Source organism: Rhodococcus sp. RS1C4, from assembly GCF_002258225.1.
Taxonomy (GTDB): domain Bacteria; phylum Actinomycetota; class Actinomycetes; order Mycobacteriales; family Mycobacteriaceae; genus Rhodococcoides; species Rhodococcoides fascians_E.
The window spans coordinates 168,101-184,275 of record NZ_NOXZ01000037.1 but is presented as its reverse complement, the minus strand read 5'-3'; the positions used below and the strand labels follow the sequence as shown (position 1 = coordinate 184,275).

The window sequence follows — 16,175 nt, the reverse complement described above, 5'->3', positions numbered from 1 at the left end:
ACAGGCCGGACAGCTCGCGGCTAGTCGCGGGTCAGCTTGCGGTGCGTCACCCGGTGCGGGCGAGCGGCATCGGGTCCGAGGCGCTCGACCTTGTTGGCCTCGTATCCCTCGAAGTTGCCCTCGTACCAGTACCACGCGGCTTCGTTGTCACCGAACCCGCCTTCCCACGCGAGGATGTGGGTACACGTCCGGTCGAGGAACCACCGGTCGTGCGAGATGACCACCGCGCAGCCCGGGAACTCTTCGAGCGCGTTCTCGAGCGAACCGAGAGTCTCGACGTCCAGGTCGTTGGTCGGCTCGTCGAGCAGAATCAGGTTTCCGCCCTGCTTGAGCGTCATCGCCAAGTTGAGACGGTTGCGCTCACCACCGGACAGCACGCCCGACGGCTTCTGCTGATCGTGGCCCTTGAACCCGAACGAGCTGATGTAGGCGCGCGACGGAAACTCGGAGTTGCCGACGGTGATGAAGTCGAGGCCGTCGGAGACCGTCTCCCAGACCGTCTTCTTGGGGTCGATACCGGATCGGTTCTGGTCGACGTAGCTGAGCTTGACCGTCTGCCCGATCTTGACCTCGCCGCCGTCCGGCTCCTCGAGTCCGACGATCGTCTTGAACAGCGTCGTCTTACCGACACCGTTGGGGCCGATGACGCCGACGATGCCGTTACGCGGGAGCGTGAAGGACAGGTCCTTGATCAGCACGCGACCGTCGAAGCCCTTGTCGAGATTCTTGACCTCGACGACGACGTCGCCCAGACGCGGCGGGTTGGGGATCTGAATTTCGTCGAAGTCGAGCTTGCGAGTCTTCTCGGCCTCCGCGACCATCTCGTCGTAGCGCGCGAGACGCGACTTGCTCTTGGCCTGACGCGCCTTGGCGCCGGAGCGCACCCAGGCGAGCTCGTCCTTGAGTCGCTTCTGGAGCTTCTGGTCCTTCTTGCCCGCGACTTCGAGGCGCTCTGCCTTCTTCTCCAGGTACGTCGAGTAGTTGCCCTCGTACGGGTAGAGGTGGCCGCGGTCGACCTCGGCAATCCACTGGGCGACGTGGTCGAGGAAGTACCGGTCGTGAGTGACGGCGAGGATGGCGCCGGCGTAGGCAGCGAGATGCTGCTCGAGCCACAGCACCGATTCTGCGTCGAGGTGGTTGGTCGGCTCGTCGAGGAGCAGCAGGTCCGGCTTGCTCAGGAGCAGACGGCACAGAGCGACACGACGCTTCTCACCTCCGGAGAGGTTGGTGACGGGCGATTCCGGCGGCGGGCAACGCAGTGCGTCCATCGCCTGCTCGAGCTGCGAGTCGATCTCCCATGCGTCCGCGTGGTCGAGCTTCTCCTGGAGCTCACCCATCTCCTCCATGAGCTCGTCGGAGTAGTCGGTTGCCATGAGCTCGGCGATCTCGTTGTACCGCTTGAGCTGGACCATCACGTCGCCGAGTCCGTCTTCGACGTTCTCTCGAACGGTCTTGGCGTCGTCGAGCTCCGGCTCCTGCATGAGGATGCCGACCGACGCGCCTGGCGCGAGGAATGCCTCACCGTTTCCTGGCTGGTCGATCCCGGCCATGATCTTCAGGATGCTGGACTTGCCGGCGCCGTTGGGGCCGACGACGCCGATCTTCGCTCCCGGATAGAAGCTCATCGTGACGTCATCGAGGATGACCTTGTCGCCGTGCGCCTTGCGCACCTTCTTCATGGTGTAGATGAATTCCGCCATGTGGGCCAGCTTATCGGTCCGAGGGCTCACCGACACCATCGCCGTCGCGGACCGACTCGCGCGACCGACGACGGCCGTATCCAGCCGCGATGCAGGTCCGGACCCGATCGACCCTCGAATCGAGTCCGGACACGCGCATCGCAGGAAGGCCCCTACGAGACAGCGGCGGCGGTCCGCTCGCCTCCGGATGCGTCCGACGAGTCGAAGTCGGGCTCGTCGTCCATCTCAACTCCGTCCGCTTCCTCGGTGTCGCTGCTGTCTCGGAGGTCGCCGGGATCTCCCGATTCCGTGGCCCCGCTCTGTTCGTCCGACTCGCCACCGATCACGGTCCTGGCTCGTTCGACCTTGACGATGCACCGGGCGAGGTCGGGTCCGATTGCGCTCGCCGTCATTTCGACCGCGGACCGTTCGATTCCTTCCCTCGTCGTGTATTCGTTCGTTCTGAGTTGGCCGTACGCGATGACCGGATCGCCCTTCATGAGCGATCCTCCGACGCCTTTGACCAGCCTGCGCCAGCAGGTCACCGTCAGGAACAGCGTCCCGCCGTCGGTCCATTCGCCCGTCGCGCGATCCTGACGGCGCGCGTTGCTCGCCATCCGGAAGCTCAGTACTTCGTCGCCGGATGCGGTCGATCGTTTGACCGGGTTGGTGATCACGGTCCCCACCACCGCACATTGTGCCTCGTACATGTTCGTCCCCCTTGCTTCGGTGTTCGGCCGAGCACCACTCGACCCACGTCGAACTGTGCCGCGAAAATCGACCCTGCGGTGCCCCGAAACGAAATCTGTGGATGGAGCCTGTACCTGTGGACAACCGACTCTCGAACGCCGGTTCGCGGTGAGGGGTGTCGGGTTGCCGTGCTATACGGCTGCGTCGACGTAGTCGGTGCCGAGTCGTACCGGTTCGGCACTGCCCGCGGTGGAACCCGCGAGGGCACTTTCGATCATGCCGTACTCCGCTGCCGCGAGCGTCAACACCGCCGTGGAGAGATAGTCGACGGACACGATGTCGATCCCTCGCGCACGCAGGTCGGCTTCGATCCTGCCGACGTCGGCGTGATCGAGTTCCACTCTCACACGGCGTCTTTGGACCCTGCGACGCACCGTGGCCGTCGCCAGAGCTTCGACGACCGCCCCGGCGTACGCGCGCGCCAGCCCTCCGGTGCCCAGTTTCGTTCCGCCGTAGATTCTGCTGACGACGGCGACCACATTGGTGAGTTCGCGCCCGGTCAACACCTCGAGGATCGGTGTTCCGGCGGTACCACTGGGCTCACCGTCGTCGCTGGCCCGCGCGATTCGGCTACCGGGGAGGTCGCCGACGACGAATGCCGAACAGTGATGCCGCGCAGCGCTGTTCGATTGTCGAGCGGCCGCGATCACGGCTCGTGCGCGGTCCTCCGTGTCCGCCCGCGCCACGACTGCGAGAAATCGCGACTTCTTCACCTCGATCTCGGCGGTAGTTCGATCGACGACGGTCAAGAACATCGTCGGTCTTCTCTCGCCGGTGTCGCGAGGGTAGCTCCTCGGCACGAGAAGTTCACGCCGCGACCGATTCCGAGACGGTGTTGTGCGCGGAATCGCCGGATGCGTGTACCAGGTCGGCGTATCGACCACCCTTGTCGACGAGCTCGGTGTGGTTACCGATCTCGACGACGCGTCCGCCGTCGAGGACGGCAATGCGGTCGGCGGCCCGGACCGTCGAGAGCCGGTGGGCGACGATGATGGTCGTGCGCCCCACCATCAGCTCGTCGAGGGCGGTTTGCACGGCGCGTTCGGTCGAGTTGTCCAGCGCACTGGTCGCCTCGTCGAGTACCAGGATCGGCGGGTTCCGCAGTACCGTGCGCGCGATCGCGAGACGCTGCTTCTCGCCGCCTGAGAATCGGTAGCCGCGTTCCCCGACTACGGTGTCGTATCCGTCGTCGAGGCCCACGACGAAATCGTGAATCTGCGCGATACGTGCGGCGCGCTCGATCTCGGCGTCGGTTGCGTCGGGTTTCGCGAACCGCAGGTTGTCTCGAATGCTGGCGTGGAACAGGTACGTCTCCTGCGACACGACGCCGACCAGGTCTGCGACGACAGCTGTCGGCAGGTCTCGGATGTCGATGCCGTCGATGGTGATTCGGCCGTGGGTGGGGTCGTGCAGCCGCGCGGCGAGATATCCGAGCGTGGTCTTGCCGGACCCCGTCGATCCGACGAGCGCCAGGGTGCTGCCCGCGGGGACGTCGATGTCGATGTCGGACAACGCGGGCCGCGAGGCGTCGGCGTAGGAGAACTCGACGTGTTCGAACCGTACGTGCCCCGACACGTCCTCTCGGGCGAGCAGGGTCGGAGCGATCGGTTCGTCTATGTCGACCGGCAGGTCCAGGTACTCGAAGACGCGCCCGAACAGTGCCAGGGAACTCTGTACTTCCACGCCGGTGCTCAGCAGCTGCATCGTCGGCCTGAACAGCTGAGTTTGCAGGGTCGTGAAGGCGACGAGTGTGCCGACGGTGAGCGCACTGCCGTTCCCGATGGTGATTCCAGCGAACCAGTAGACGAGCGCGGGCATGATGGCGAAGCTGATCTGCATGCTTGCCATGCGCCACTTACCGGCCATCATGGCTTTGAGTTCGACGTCGGCGACTTCGTCGGAGCGCGCTGCGAATTGCTGCGTGAGAACGCCCGACGACCCCGTCGTCTTGCCGAGCAGGATGCCGCTGACGGACAGCGATTCCTCGATCTGAACCGACAGCTCGCTCAGCAGCTTCTGCCGAGTCGTCGAGATCTTTCGTCTCTCGTTGCCGATCTTTCGAGCGATGCGGACGAACACCGGCAGGATGATCAGCGAGAACAGCGCCAGCCGCCAGTCGAGCAGGAACAGCGCCACGACGGTCGCTGCAACCGTCGTGGCGTTCTGGGCGATCGACGTGGCGGTATTGGTGACCACGGATTGCATTCCGCCGATGTCGTTGGCGATTCTGGACTGCACCTCGCCGGTGCGGGTGCGCGCGAAGAAGCCGAGAGATTGACGTTGCAGGTGACCGTAGACGGCGACACGAAGGTCGTGCATCAGCGTCTGACCGACGCTGTTGGACATCCAGGTCTGGAGTACGCCGAGGGTGTTGGTGACGACGGCGACTGCGATCATGCCCAGCGCGATCAGCGTCACGAGCGTGACGTCGCGATCAGGGATGGCGTGGTCGAGCAGTTCACGAAGGAGCAGTGGTGAAGCGAGCGCGACGACGGCACTGACGACGATGATCGAGGTGACGAGTGCGATGCGTGCGCGGTAGGGACGGAACAGCGCCAGAACCCTACCCACGGGGGCCGGGTCGGCGACTTTCGATTGATTGCGTACCAAGAAGACCTCCTGGGTCGACGAACATAAACGAGAGGTTACCTCACTATGAGGTTGCGATCAAGCGGCTATGCTGTCGACATGCACACGGGAGACACCCCGAACCTGGCCGATTCCTTCATGGCCGTCGCGCGGCGGATCCGCCATACCCACATGAGCGCGCTCGAACCGTTCGGACTCAATCCGTCACAGAGCCGTGCGCTGCACGTGCTGGCTCGAGAAGGGCGCCCGATGCGACTGCGCGCCTTGGCGGATCACCTGCGCATCGTGGCCCGGTCAGCCACCGACATCGTCGACTCACTCGAAACCGCCGAGCTGGTGGCGAGGGAGAACGACCCGGCCGACCGACGGGCTGTCCTCGTCTCGCTCACCGACACCGGCCGGGTCCGACTACGTGACATCGACGCGGCCCGCGCGAAGGTGGCCGTCGAGTTGTTCGACACCCTCGACCCGTCGGAGCGCCACGATCTTCAGCGCATTCTCGCCAAGATCACGGCCGATCCGCTCTGACCTGTCGGAGAAATGCAGTTACCGCCCGTTGTCCCGATCGCGTCGTGCCAGCTCGGCGAACATTGCGTTGTGTGCAGCCAGGTCTGCGTCGTGGTCGCGGTCCGCGGCGCGGTCCGAGCGCTTGGCGTTGCGATCGTCACTGCGCGACCACTGAATGAGCAGGGCCAACATCACCAGGACGAGTGGAATCTCGCCCGTGGCCCAGGCGATACCACCGCCCAACTTCTGGTCGCCCATGAGATCGCCGTTCCAGTCCAAGCCGAGCGTGCGGTAGTACCAGCCACCCATGACGGTGTTCATGCTCATCAACGCGACGCCGAAGAAGGCGTGGAAGGGAAGCGACCCGAAGACCATGGCCAGTTTGGTGATGGGTTCGATGTGCCGCGGCGACGGGTCGACACCGATCACGACCCAGTAGAAGAGGTAACCGCTGAGAATGAAGTGCGCGTTCATCAGCAGGTGCGCCGAATGGTTGTCCAGCACAGCACCGAAGATGCCACCGAGATACAGCACGTAGAAGCCGCCGACGAACAGGACCGCCGCGACGACGGGGTGCGTCAGGAATCGCGAGACCGGGCTGTGCAGCGCCTGCAGAAGCCACTCACGCGGACCGGGAATACCGTCCTTGCCCGCTACCGGCAATGCACGCAGGGCGAGCGTGAGGGCGCCGCCGAGTGCGAGCAGAACGGGCACCAGCATCGACAACGCCATGTGTGCGCCCATGTGCACGCTGAAGGTCGCCGGCGAGTACTTGCCGACACCGGAGGACGTGGCCACGAGCATCGTCGCGCACCCGAGGAGGAACGCGATCGTCCGCCCGACAGGCCATGCGTCGCCTCGTCGACGGAGACGCCGAACACCGAGCAGGTACACGACGGCCAGCACGATCGAGGCCGTTCCGAAGATGAGGTCGAACCGCCAATCGAACATCAGCCGGGCGAAGGTGGGCGGATCCGGGAGGTCGTACCCGAGGGCTGCTTCGGACAGCGAGAGATCGGGGTCGACGTCCGACGGCGGCGGAGTCCGACCCAGACCGACCGCGAGGCCGATCGTGGCCGCGAGAACGAGAACTTCTCCCCCGGCGAACCTGATCAGCGCACTTCGGGACGACGGGTCGGATGCGAGAGCAGGTAGTGACCTGCGCCGCTGGATCCACCCGAAGAATCCCAGCGCGACCAGGGCGAGAACCTTGGCCAGAATCAACCGACCGTAGAGCGTCGTGAACAGGTCCCCGACGGACACACGAACCAGAGCGTTGATCACACCGGAGGCTGCCATCACGACGAAGCAGACGGTTGCCACGGCCGAGAATCGCCTGGCCGCGACGTCGGTGTGTGCGCCCCGGCGTCGGGCGTGAGCAAGAACGGCGAAGAGGCCGCCGGCCCACAGCGTCGCACCGACGAGATGCAGGATCAGACTGTTGGTGGCGACGTCGTGCGAACCTCCCGACGAGGAGTGTCCGGTCAGCGCGATGGGCATCAACGTACCGAGCGCGAAGAGCAGAAGCAGCGGCGTCCACGACCACCGCAGTACCGCCCGCGAGACGATCGCGAGCACCACGGCCAGAATCGCCGTCCAACGCCAGGCTCCGGCGATTTCCACCTGATCGAGGGCAACCCACAGGTTGCTGGGTTGGATTGCGACGGTGAACGGCTGACCCGACGTGTCCGACAAGGTCAGCGGGACGAGTACCAGTGCGCACGCAGCCCACACGATCGCCGCAGCCGATCCGGTGCGCACGGCGCGGTATCCGCCGACATCGAGCACTCCGGACTTCTGCGGAGGCACCAGGAATGCTGCGAGCAGGAAGGAACCGATGGCGATGGACGCCGCTATCTCGCCGATGGCACGGATGGCGGGAAGCCCGTACGTGGTGGCCGGACCGGGGTCGGGAATACCGAGGAGAACGAGCGCGTCCGACGCGGACAGACTGATGACGAGCGCTGCAACGACAGCACCGATCAATCCCGCCGTCACGAACACGGAGGTCGATGCGGTCCCCGGAGACTCGGCCGGTGGTGTCTCGACGGTCTCGACGTCTGGTGCTGCCATGACAACCAGAGTAAGAGGTGTCGAGTGCTCCCGTAGCCGGCGCCCTGCCGGATTCGAGCCTGGTGAAGGCGCGAGCGCCGGAAAGTCCTACGCTACGTCGTAGATCGTGTGACCTCGCCCACCGGAAGATCGTGATGAATCCGTCCGCTTCCACCGGCGAGAGGGGCGCCACTGCCGCCCCACCGCTTGGCAACGATTTCGGCCGCGATGGAGACCGCCGTCTCCTGGGGAGTACGCGCCCCCAGGTCGAGCCCGATCGGACTGGACAACCGGGCCAGTTCGGCCTCGGTCAGCCCCGCGTCACGCAACCTGGCGACGCGATCGTCGTGGGTACGACGGGACCCCATCGCTCCGACGAACGCGAACTGTGGCCGACGTAACGCGACCTCGAGCAACGGCACGTCGAATTTGGCATCGTGGGTCAACACACACACGATGGTGCGTTCGTCGACTCTTCCAGCGGCAATCTGGTCGGCGAGATACCGATGCGGCCACTCGACGACGACCTCAGCCGCCGCCGGAAATCGCTGGGCCGTGGCGAACCGTGCCCGTGCGTCGCACACCGTCACTCGATATCCCAGAAACGCGCCCTGCTGGGCGACGGCAGCCGCGAAGTCGATGGCACCGAACACGAGCATTCTCGGCCGGGGGGCGTAGCTCGACACGAAGACCTCCATACCGACGCCGAGACGTTCCCCCTCCGGTCCGTACGTCAGCGTCTCCGTGCGCCCGGACGCCAGAAGTCCACGCACGTCGTCGATCACGGCTGCGTCGAGTCGGTCGGTTCCGAACGTGCCCGACGATGCGTTCTCCTCGATCACCAGGTGCCGTCCGAGGCGAGCCGGATCCGGATGACCGACAATGGTTGCGACTGCGATCGGCCGCTCGGCAGCGATCGCGTCGGCGACGGCTCCCAGTTCGGGGAACGTCGTCCGCGAGATGGGCTCGATGAACACATCCAGGGTGCCGCCACAGGTCAACCCCACCGCGAACGCGTCGTCGTCGCTGACACCGTATCGCTCGAGGACCGGTGCGTCCGATGCGATCACAGCCGTCGCGGCCTCGTACACCGCGCCCTCGACGCATCCACCCGACACCGAGCCGCTGACTGTTCCGTCCGGTCCGACGACCATCGACGCCCCCGCTGGTCGCGGAGCGGAATCGAACGTGCGAACCACGGTCCCGACGCCTGCGGTGACCCCGGCACGCCAGAGCGCGATCACCTCGTCGAGGACATCTCTCATCGACAGAATCCTCTCGTCCGAGCACGGACCCGGGCGCTCGCGATGTAGAAGCGCCACGGTGTTCGTGTTCCACCGACTATGCCCGTTGCAGCGGGCGACGAATCGTCGATCGTGTTCTCGGTGCCCCCGGCAGGATTCGAACCTGCGACCAAGGGATTAGAAGGCCCTTGCTCTATCCCCTGAGCTACGGAGGCGTGGCCCGGACGGGTCCGAGCACGGTGGATCAGTCTACCTGCTCGGTCGGCGGGTCGACGAAGGGCAACGGGTACGACCGGAAATTCGGTCCGAAATCCGATGCGAGCCCGGTCGATCCTGTGCCTACGGGCAGCATCACGTGCGAATGCGCACTGCCGAACGTGTGGTTGACTGAGCACAACCGAAGGGGCCACCGTGCACCAGCTCACCCTCGGCGTCATGTCTCGGTCGTCGAAGCCGAACGAACGTCGCCTCCCGATTCATCCGCATCATCTCGAACGCATTCCCGACGAGCTACGACGCCGCATGTTCTTCGAGGCGGGGTATGGACTTCCGTTCGGGATCTCCGACGACCACATCGCCGCGTCGACCGGAGGCATCCGTTCGCGCACGGAGCTGATCGCCGAGTGCGATGTCGTTCTGTTGCCGAAACCGCAAGCGTCGGACCTGGAGTCGCTTCGCCCAGGTCAGATCCTGTGGGGTTGGCCGCATTGCGTCCAGGATGTCGAGCTCACTCAGGTGGCCATCGACCGCAAGCTGACGCTCGTGGCCTTCGAAGCGATGAATCATTGGTCCGCGGAGGGCTCGTTCAATCTCCACGTGTTCCACAAGAACAACGAGTTGGCCGGTTACTGTTCGGTGCTGCACGCGTTGCAGTTGATCGGGTCGACCGGAGACTACGGGCGCCGGTTACGCGCGGCGGTGATCGGCTTCGGTGCGACGGCGCGGGGTGCGGTGACGGCTCTGAACGCCCATGGCGTGCACGAGGTCGACGTACTCACTCAGCGCGGTGTCACTGCTGTCGGTTCGCCCATTCACTCGGCACGCATCGTCAATTTCGATCTCGACGGCGAACACCCACGGCGCAGCCGTGCATTGACCGACGAAGGCCGAATTCCGTTGTCGCAGTTCCTCGGCGACCACGACATCATCGTCAACTGCGTACTGCAGAACACGAATGCCCCGCTGACGTTCCTGCGCACGGAGGATCTCGACTCGATCGATCCGGGCACGTTGATAGTCGATGTCTCGTGCGACCAAGGAATGGGGTTCGAGTGGGCCCGCCCCACGTCCTTCGACGCTCCCATGTTCACTGTCGGCGACAACGTTCGGTACTACGCGGTCGACCACAGCCCGTCTTACCTGTGGGACTCGGCGACCTGGGAGATCAGTGAGTCGCTGCTGCCGTACATCGGCACCGTCCTGGGCGGACCGACCAGCTGGGACGCCGACGCGACCATTCGTCGATCCATCGAGATCCGCGACGGCGCGCTGGTCAACCCGGACATTCTCGCCTTCCAACACCGAAGCGCCGAGTACCCCTACCTGGTGGCCTGAGCCAGGCGCACGTTGGCGGTGCCGGACCGAGAAATCGGCACCGCCCTGGCGATCGACCCCGCGCACGACGCTCGTCGGTGCGGGTGCGGATCAGGATGCCTCGGCAACCATGTCCGACATGGCCCCGCCCGGTTCGTTTGCCCGCGACAGACAATCGACGACGAGTGCAGCATGCAACGACATGAGGCCCGCGGAACTGAGCGGGTCCACGCCGGTCAGCTGCTCGATCCGCTTGAGGCGGTAGTCGACCGTATTGGGGTGTACGTACAGCAGTTTCGCACTTGCGCGCCTGTTGGCCTCGCTGCCGACGAAGGTCTTCAGGGTATGCATCAACTCCGGAAAGCCGTCGAGAGGCGCGATCACCGAACGCAACCGCGAACGGCCGGGGCCCGGCCGCGAGAGCTGGTACTCCAGAGCAAGATCGCTCGTCCGGTACAGACGGGGTTCCATGCGCAGCGACCTGGCCAGATCCACCAACTCGCGGCAATGTCCGAGTACGCCGTTCAACGAACCGAGAGTGCCCCGTGCCGTGGCCGCGACGGTATCGACGTGCAGAGTCGCGGCGAGCCTGGTCAGGCAATCCTCGACGACGCTTGCGGGCGACGACGGAACGAGGACGACTCCCCCGCCCGTGGTCAGCGACAGCAGTGGTCCGCGAACGCCCGAGGCCGCAGCCATCGTGCTTTCCGCCGCCGCCAAGGCCGCGTTGTCGACGGAGCGTACGTCGGTCCTGGCGGCGCCCGGCCTATCGGCGTCCGACGCCGCGGTGACGAACCGTACGAATATCACGTCGTATTCCGTGGCCACCTCGATTCCGTTACGTTCCGCAATCCCACGGGCTTCGGGGTCGTCCGCGACGAGCAGGTCGACCAATTGGGCAACGCGCTCGCCGTTGGACCCTGGGTCCTGACGGCAGAACTCCATGTACGCGGCCGAGACTGCGTTGCCGAGAGATTCGAGGACTCGCATCATGAACACTGCGTTGTCGACCACGCCGGATCGATCGACCTCGGCGACACTGCCTTTGAGTCCAGCGGTGGCCGCGGCGTGGACGAATCGCTGCGCGTCCCGTAGCGGCACCCCCTCGCGCGCAAGGTCTTCCGCGGCGCGACGGACAGGTTCGAGCTCGGCAGGGGCCGGGAGCCGGCCGGCGCGAAGGCAACGGTCGACGACAGCACCGCTGCGCCCTTCCAACGCGGATGACCGTCCGCGAGGGACCTCGGTGACAACAGTGCCGGGGGAATGCGTGAACGAAGTGTCCAACCGCATGTCGAGCCGCCTTTCCTACCGCTTGTGTGGTTCGTGAAGTAACGGTAACTCATCGAGCGGTCCGAAGGTATGAAAATGGAGGTGCAAACATTCTTGAAGTTTGTTTTTTCCGAAACGTTCTACCCGAGACAGCGAACAGCCGGGCCGCTCGCCCCGGTGAAGGGCGAACGACCCGGCGTCCGAGACTCGGTCGATTGTGCCGCCGCGGCCGAGTTGCTACCTGTTCTCGAACTCGCCGTTGATGACCTTGCCTGCAGGAGTGTCCTCGCGGGCCTTCTTCGCAGCCTCCCGCATCTCGATGCCGTCCGAGATGAGATCCCCGATCTCCCGGGTCACGTCCCGCACCGCCCCGGCGATGATGACGGCGATCCGGCCGACGTGCGTAGCCGCGGACTCCGTCAGTTCCTGCACGGTGTCCTTGTTGCGTTCGAACTTGCCGACCACGACGTTCACCCCTGATTCGGTATTCGGTCCGCTGGCGCCGGCCACGTCAGGCCGCGACCTTCTTGCGCTCGACGATAACACCGACCGTCGGCTTCGATCCGGTCAGAGAATCCGGCAATGCGAGCTTGAAGATCTTGCCCCACACGGTACCGATCTGCTTGAAGAAACCGCCGGTGTTGTACGGAAGGCCGTATTTGCCGCACAGTGCCTTCACCTCAGGGGCGAGCTCCGGGTAGCGGTGCGCAGGCAGATCCGGGAACAGGTGATGCTCGATCTGGTGCGACAGGTTGCCGGACATGATGTGGAACAGCGGCGATCCCTCGATGTTCGCCGATCCGAGCATCTGACGGACGTACCACTCGCCACGCGACTCGTCTGCGGTCTCGTCCTCGGTGAAGGTCTGCACCCCCGTCGGGAAGTGTCCGCAGAAGATGATCGAGTAGGTCCACAGGTTGCGGATCAGGTTGGCGCCGACGTTCCCCACCAGTGTGGTGACGAAGAAGGGGCCGGACAGCGCCGGAAAGATCACGTAGTCCTTGAGTACCTGACGACCGGCCTTGCGCCACATTCCCTGCAGCAAAGGCTTGACGTCGTGCCACTTGCGCTTGCCCTGGACGATGTTCTCCGCTTCGAGGTCGTGCAGCATGACGCCCCACTCGAAGAACGTCATCAGCAGGAACGCATAGACGGGGTTGCCCAGGTAGTACGGATTCCACTTCTGGCCCTCGTCCATCCGCAGGATTCCGTAACCGATGTCGCGGTCCTTGCCGACGATGTTGGTGAACGTGTGGTGCATGTAGTTGTGCGAATGCTTCCACTGGTCGGCCGGGCAGACGGTATCCCATTCGAACACTTCGGAGTTGAAGCCGGGCTCACGCATCCAGTCGTACTGGCCGTGCATGACGTTGTGGCCGATCTCCATGTTGTCGAGGATCTTGGAGACGCCGAGGGCGCCGACTCCGGCGAGCCACACCGGAGGCAAGAACGGCAGGTACATCATGGCCCGACCGGCGATTTCGAGGCCGCGTTGAGTCTTGACGATGTTGTAGATGTATTCGCGATCCTCCTCGCCCAGCTTGGCGACGGTGCGAGCACGGAGCTCGTCGAGCTCGCGGCCGAGGTCTTGGACCTGCTCGTAGGACAGGACCGTCGGTGGCAGCGCCTCGGGCTTCTCCGCGGATCCGAAGAAGGGCAAAGACAGTGAGGGCAGTGGGATTCCGAACATTTGAAACACTCTCCGTTTCGGTTGTCGAAGATTGTCGGTCGGGTCGGTCAGATTTCGATTTCCACGTCACCGACAGGTACCGACACACAAATCTGGATCTTCTTGTGCGGTTCGGTGTCGGTCTCCCCGGTCTTGACGTTCCGGGTGCATCCCGAGGTCTTCACCGACGTGCAGGTGAAGCAGACGCCCATCCGGCAGCCGTAGGACGGCGTCAGGCCCGCGTCCTCCGCCTGTTCGAGGAGGGTCTTTCCCGAGTTGGTTGCGACGACGTCACTGCCGGAGAAGTTGACGTCTCCGTCTGCATCGGCGTCGGCGGTCGGTGCCGGCGCGGCGAACTCCTCGAAATGGAGTCGGTCGGCAAGTCCGAGATCGTCGTAGACGCCCCGGACCGACCGCATCAGTCCCGGCGGACCGCACAGGAACGTCCGAGCCTCCGCGAACCACGGTGCCACGGCGTTCAAGTGCTCGGTTCCGAAGAACCCGTGAAGGTCTCCCCCACTCGTCTGGTCCGTGTACGCCAGGACGATTCGGACTCGATCGTGCTCGGCTGCGATCTGCTCCAACTCGGCGCGGTACGAGACGTCCTTTTCCGAGTAGGCGTAGTGCAGGAAGGTGAGGTCGCCGCTGTACCCCTCGTCCAGCAGCGACCTCAACATGGACAACACGGGCGTGATCCCGCTTCCGCCACTGATCAGCAGAACCGATTCCGGACGAGGCGTCGGCAGGTGAAACACGCCGTCGGCCTGCGACAGGCTGACGACGAGGCCAACCTGCGCGTTCGCGTGAAGATACTGCGAGACAAGGCCTTCCGGATGCGCCTTGACGGTCAGTTCGATGAGACCGTCGGCGCGGTACTGCGAACATGCAGGCGAGTAGCACCGTGTGTGGCGCACCCCGTCGATGACGACGCCGACCTGCACGAACTGGCCGGCCTCGAAGCCCCTCCACTGGTGCGTCGGGCGCAACGTGAGGGTGACCGTGTCGGCAGTGGACCGGTGTACATCCGTCACTTCTGCCCGAAGATCCCTTACCGTGGTCATCGGGTCGACGAGCTCGAGGTAACGGTCGAGCGCGTGAGGCGTTGCCATGGCCTCGAACAGGGAAAGCAGCGAAAACTTGCGGCGAATGCCTGACTGTCGAGACTTCTGCTGAATTGCCATCTCGCCTCCCGGTTCGAGGAACTTCTTCAGTGTACGTCTGTGCACTAGAATCCCAGTGTGGCAGATCCGTACCGGAATCTGTCAACGTGAAAGTGATGGCACCGACATAGCACGGCGCACGTGTCCTGGATCACACTCACCCTGAGACGACGTCGAGACCGGAGGAGGTCACAGAGTGGACAGCAATAAACTCGAACATGTGACAGAACCGGGTACGCGTGCGGAACGCAAGGAACGCACACGACAAGCGCTCATCGACGGCACCCTGGATCTGTTGCGCGACCGGTCGTTCGCGAGCGTCAGTCTGCGCGAGGTCTCACGATCGGCCGGCATAGTGCCGACTGCGTTCTATCGACACTTCGCGTCCATGGAAGATCTCGGCGTAGCTCTGGTCGAGGACTCGATGCGGACGCTTCGTCAGATGCTGAGGGACGCGCGCAAGGATCCCACGGTCAAGAACGCAACCGAATCACTCCGGATCCTCGTGCGCGCCGTTCGCTCACACGAGGATCAGTTCCGATTCATCGCCCGCGAACGCTACGGCGGAGTCACCGAGGTACGACGCGCATTCGCGACCGAGCTCCGCATGTTCGTCAGCGAACTGACCATCGACCTCGCCCGCATGCCAGGGCTCGAATCCTGGGACATCAGCGATCTGGAGATGGCCGCGGATCTGATCGTCTCGACCATGCTCACCGCCACCGTCGGCCTGTTGGAGATCGACCGCCCCGGCAGCTCGAGCGAACGCGAACTCCTGGCACGCACCGAGCAGCAGGTCCGCCTCGTGGTGTTGGGCATGGGAGCCTGGAGATCGAACCACGGTTGATTCGACCCGAGGTGCACTCGACCTCAGCTGAGAGGACCGAACATGACGATGACCGAAGTAACCGTCGACGATCTGGTGTTCGACGTGTCGATCGCCGGCGAGGCGAACGCGGAACCGGTGGTGCTGCTGCACGGGTTCCCTCAGACTCACGCGTGCTGGGATCGGGTCGCGCCGACGCTCGTGGAACACGGCTTGTTCACCATCGCACCCGACCAGCGCGGATACTCACCGGGCGCACGTCCGCTCGGCACCGATGCCTACCGCGTGGAGAATCTCGTCGGCGACATCGTCGGGATACTGGACGCACTCGGCCTGGAGTCGGCGCACGTCGTCGGACACGACTGGGGTGCCGCGGTGGCGTGGCAACTCGCAGCGCGGCACCCGGAACGCGTTCGTTCGCTCGTCGCGGTGTCCGTGCCGCACACGGCTGCGTTCAATCAGGCTCTCCGCGAGGACGCGGACCAGCGTGAGCGCTCGACCTACATGGGGCTGTTGCGACAGGCAGGCAAAGCCGAGGAGGTGCTGCTCGAAGACGATGCACGTCGGCTGAGGGCCATGTTCTCCGAACGCAGCCCGGACGACCGTTACGTCCGGCACCTGCAGGAGCCGGGGGCGCTGACCGCGGCGTTGGAGTGGTATCGGGCGATGACGAACGAGTTCGGACGCCTCGCACCGGTGACCGTTCCCACGACCTACGTGTGGAGCAATCAGGACTCGGCCATCGGCCGTGCGGGCGCCGAACGGTGCGGCGAACACGTGGACGCCGACTACACATTCGTCGAACTCGACGGAATCTCGCATTGGATTCCGGAGGAGGCCCCGGACCGACTGGCCGACGAGATCCTGCGGCGGGTCGCCCAGTCGAGGGTGTCGTGA

The 16,175-nt window shown here is 64.6% G+C and carries 14 protein-coding genes and 1 tRNA gene; 4 read left to right on the top strand and 11 right to left on the bottom strand.

Annotated elements, in window-relative coordinates; genetic code table 11:
* Nucleotides 1–20: 20 nt before the first annotated feature.
* From ettA to CH289_RS19565, 4 genes are all read right to left on the bottom strand, one after another.
* A complete protein-coding gene (ettA, locus tag CH289_RS19580; RefSeq protein ID WP_019664769.1) occupies nucleotides 21–1,700 on the bottom strand; it encodes an energy-dependent translational throttle protein EttA in 1,680 nt (559 codons plus the stop codon).
* 152 nt (nucleotides 1,701–1,852) lie between these two features.
* The gene (gene ssb / locus CH289_RS19575) at nucleotides 1,853–2,389 is read right to left on the bottom strand and encodes a single-stranded DNA-binding protein (RefSeq protein WP_020111692.1); all 537 of its coding nucleotides are present in this window, start codon (nucleotides 2,387–2,389) and stop codon (nucleotides 1,853–1,855) included.
* 171 nt (nucleotides 2,390–2,560) lie between these two features.
* Complete coding sequence (locus CH289_RS19570) at nucleotides 2,561–3,184, bottom strand: IMPACT family protein (protein WP_020111693.1); 624 nt, start codon at nucleotides 3,182–3,184, stop codon at nucleotides 2,561–2,563.
* Between the two features lie 52 nt (nucleotides 3,185–3,236).
* Nucleotides 3,237–5,000: an ABC transporter ATP-binding protein gene (locus tag CH289_RS19565; protein WP_020111694.1), complete on the bottom strand. Its 1,764-nt coding sequence runs from the start codon at nucleotides 4,998–5,000 to the stop codon at nucleotides 3,237–3,239.
* Nucleotides 5,001–5,117: 117 nt separating this feature from the next.
* Between CH289_RS19565 and CH289_RS19560 the strand changes: the two genes are divergently transcribed.
* On the top strand, nucleotides 5,118–5,546 hold the full coding sequence (locus tag CH289_RS19560) for a MarR family winged helix-turn-helix transcriptional regulator (protein ID WP_020111695.1): 429 nt from the start codon (nucleotides 5,118–5,120) through the stop codon (nucleotides 5,544–5,546).
* 18 nt (nucleotides 5,547–5,564) lie between these two features.
* On the opposite strand, the gene CH289_RS19555 is transcribed toward CH289_RS19560, so the two are convergent.
* The 3 genes from CH289_RS19555 to CH289_RS19545 form a co-directional block, all read right to left on the bottom strand.
* On the bottom strand, nucleotides 5,565–7,598 hold the full coding sequence (locus tag CH289_RS19555) for a cytochrome c oxidase assembly protein (RefSeq protein WP_020111696.1): 2,034 nt from the start codon (nucleotides 7,596–7,598) through the stop codon (nucleotides 5,565–5,567).
* Between the two features lie 92 nt (nucleotides 7,599–7,690).
* Complete coding sequence (locus tag CH289_RS19550) at nucleotides 7,691–8,842, bottom strand: XdhC family protein (protein WP_037142065.1); 1,152 nt, start codon at nucleotides 8,840–8,842, stop codon at nucleotides 7,691–7,693.
* A 121-nt stretch (nucleotides 8,843–8,963) separates the two neighbouring features.
* Nucleotides 8,964–9,036: transfer RNA gene (locus CH289_RS19545), tRNA-Arg, on the bottom strand.
* Nucleotides 9,037–9,256: 220 nt separating this feature from the next.
* Between CH289_RS19545 and CH289_RS19540 the strand changes: the two genes are divergently transcribed.
* Nucleotides 9,257–10,375: a N(5)-(carboxyethyl)ornithine synthase gene (locus CH289_RS19540; protein WP_051127759.1), complete on the top strand. Its 1,119-nt coding sequence runs from the start codon at nucleotides 9,257–9,259 to the stop codon at nucleotides 10,373–10,375.
* 90 nt (nucleotides 10,376–10,465) lie between these two features.
* Here the strand turns inward: CH289_RS19540 and CH289_RS19535 are convergent, their stop codons facing one another.
* The 4 genes from CH289_RS19535 to CH289_RS19520 all read right to left on the bottom strand — a co-directional run bounded on the left by CH289_RS19535 (nucleotide 10,466) and on the right by CH289_RS19520 (nucleotide 14,473).
* Nucleotides 10,466–11,644 carry a PucR family transcriptional regulator gene (locus CH289_RS19535; RefSeq protein WP_020111699.1) on the bottom strand — a complete coding sequence of 393 codons (1,179 nt, stop codon included), beginning with the start codon at nucleotides 11,642–11,644 and terminating at the stop codon, nucleotides 10,466–10,468.
* Nucleotides 11,645–11,860: 216 nt separating this feature from the next.
* Nucleotides 11,861–12,088: a hypothetical protein gene (locus CH289_RS19530; protein ID WP_033190614.1), complete on the bottom strand. Its 228-nt coding sequence runs from the start codon at nucleotides 12,086–12,088 to the stop codon at nucleotides 11,861–11,863.
* 46 nt (nucleotides 12,089–12,134) lie between these two features.
* Complete coding sequence (locus CH289_RS19525) at nucleotides 12,135–13,313, bottom strand: fatty acid desaturase family protein (RefSeq protein WP_019664781.1); 1,179 nt, start codon at nucleotides 13,311–13,313, stop codon at nucleotides 12,135–12,137.
* Nucleotides 13,314–13,360: 47 nt separating this feature from the next.
* Nucleotides 13,361–14,473, bottom strand: coding sequence for a ferredoxin reductase (locus CH289_RS19520; RefSeq protein ID WP_179276841.1), 1,113 nt, complete (start codon nucleotides 14,471–14,473; stop codon nucleotides 13,361–13,363).
* Nucleotides 14,474–14,672: 199 nt separating this feature from the next.
* Between CH289_RS19520 and CH289_RS19515 the strand changes: the two genes are divergently transcribed.
* Both CH289_RS19515 and CH289_RS19510 read left to right on the top strand, forming a co-directional pair.
* Nucleotides 14,673–15,299, top strand: a complete 627-nt coding sequence (locus CH289_RS19515) for a TetR family transcriptional regulator (protein ID WP_019664783.1) — start codon at nucleotides 14,673–14,675, stop codon at nucleotides 15,297–15,299.
* A gap of 42 nt (nucleotides 15,300–15,341) precedes the next feature.
* A complete protein-coding gene (locus CH289_RS19510) occupies nucleotides 15,342–16,175 on the top strand; it encodes an alpha/beta hydrolase (RefSeq protein ID WP_019664784.1) in 834 nt (277 codons plus the stop codon).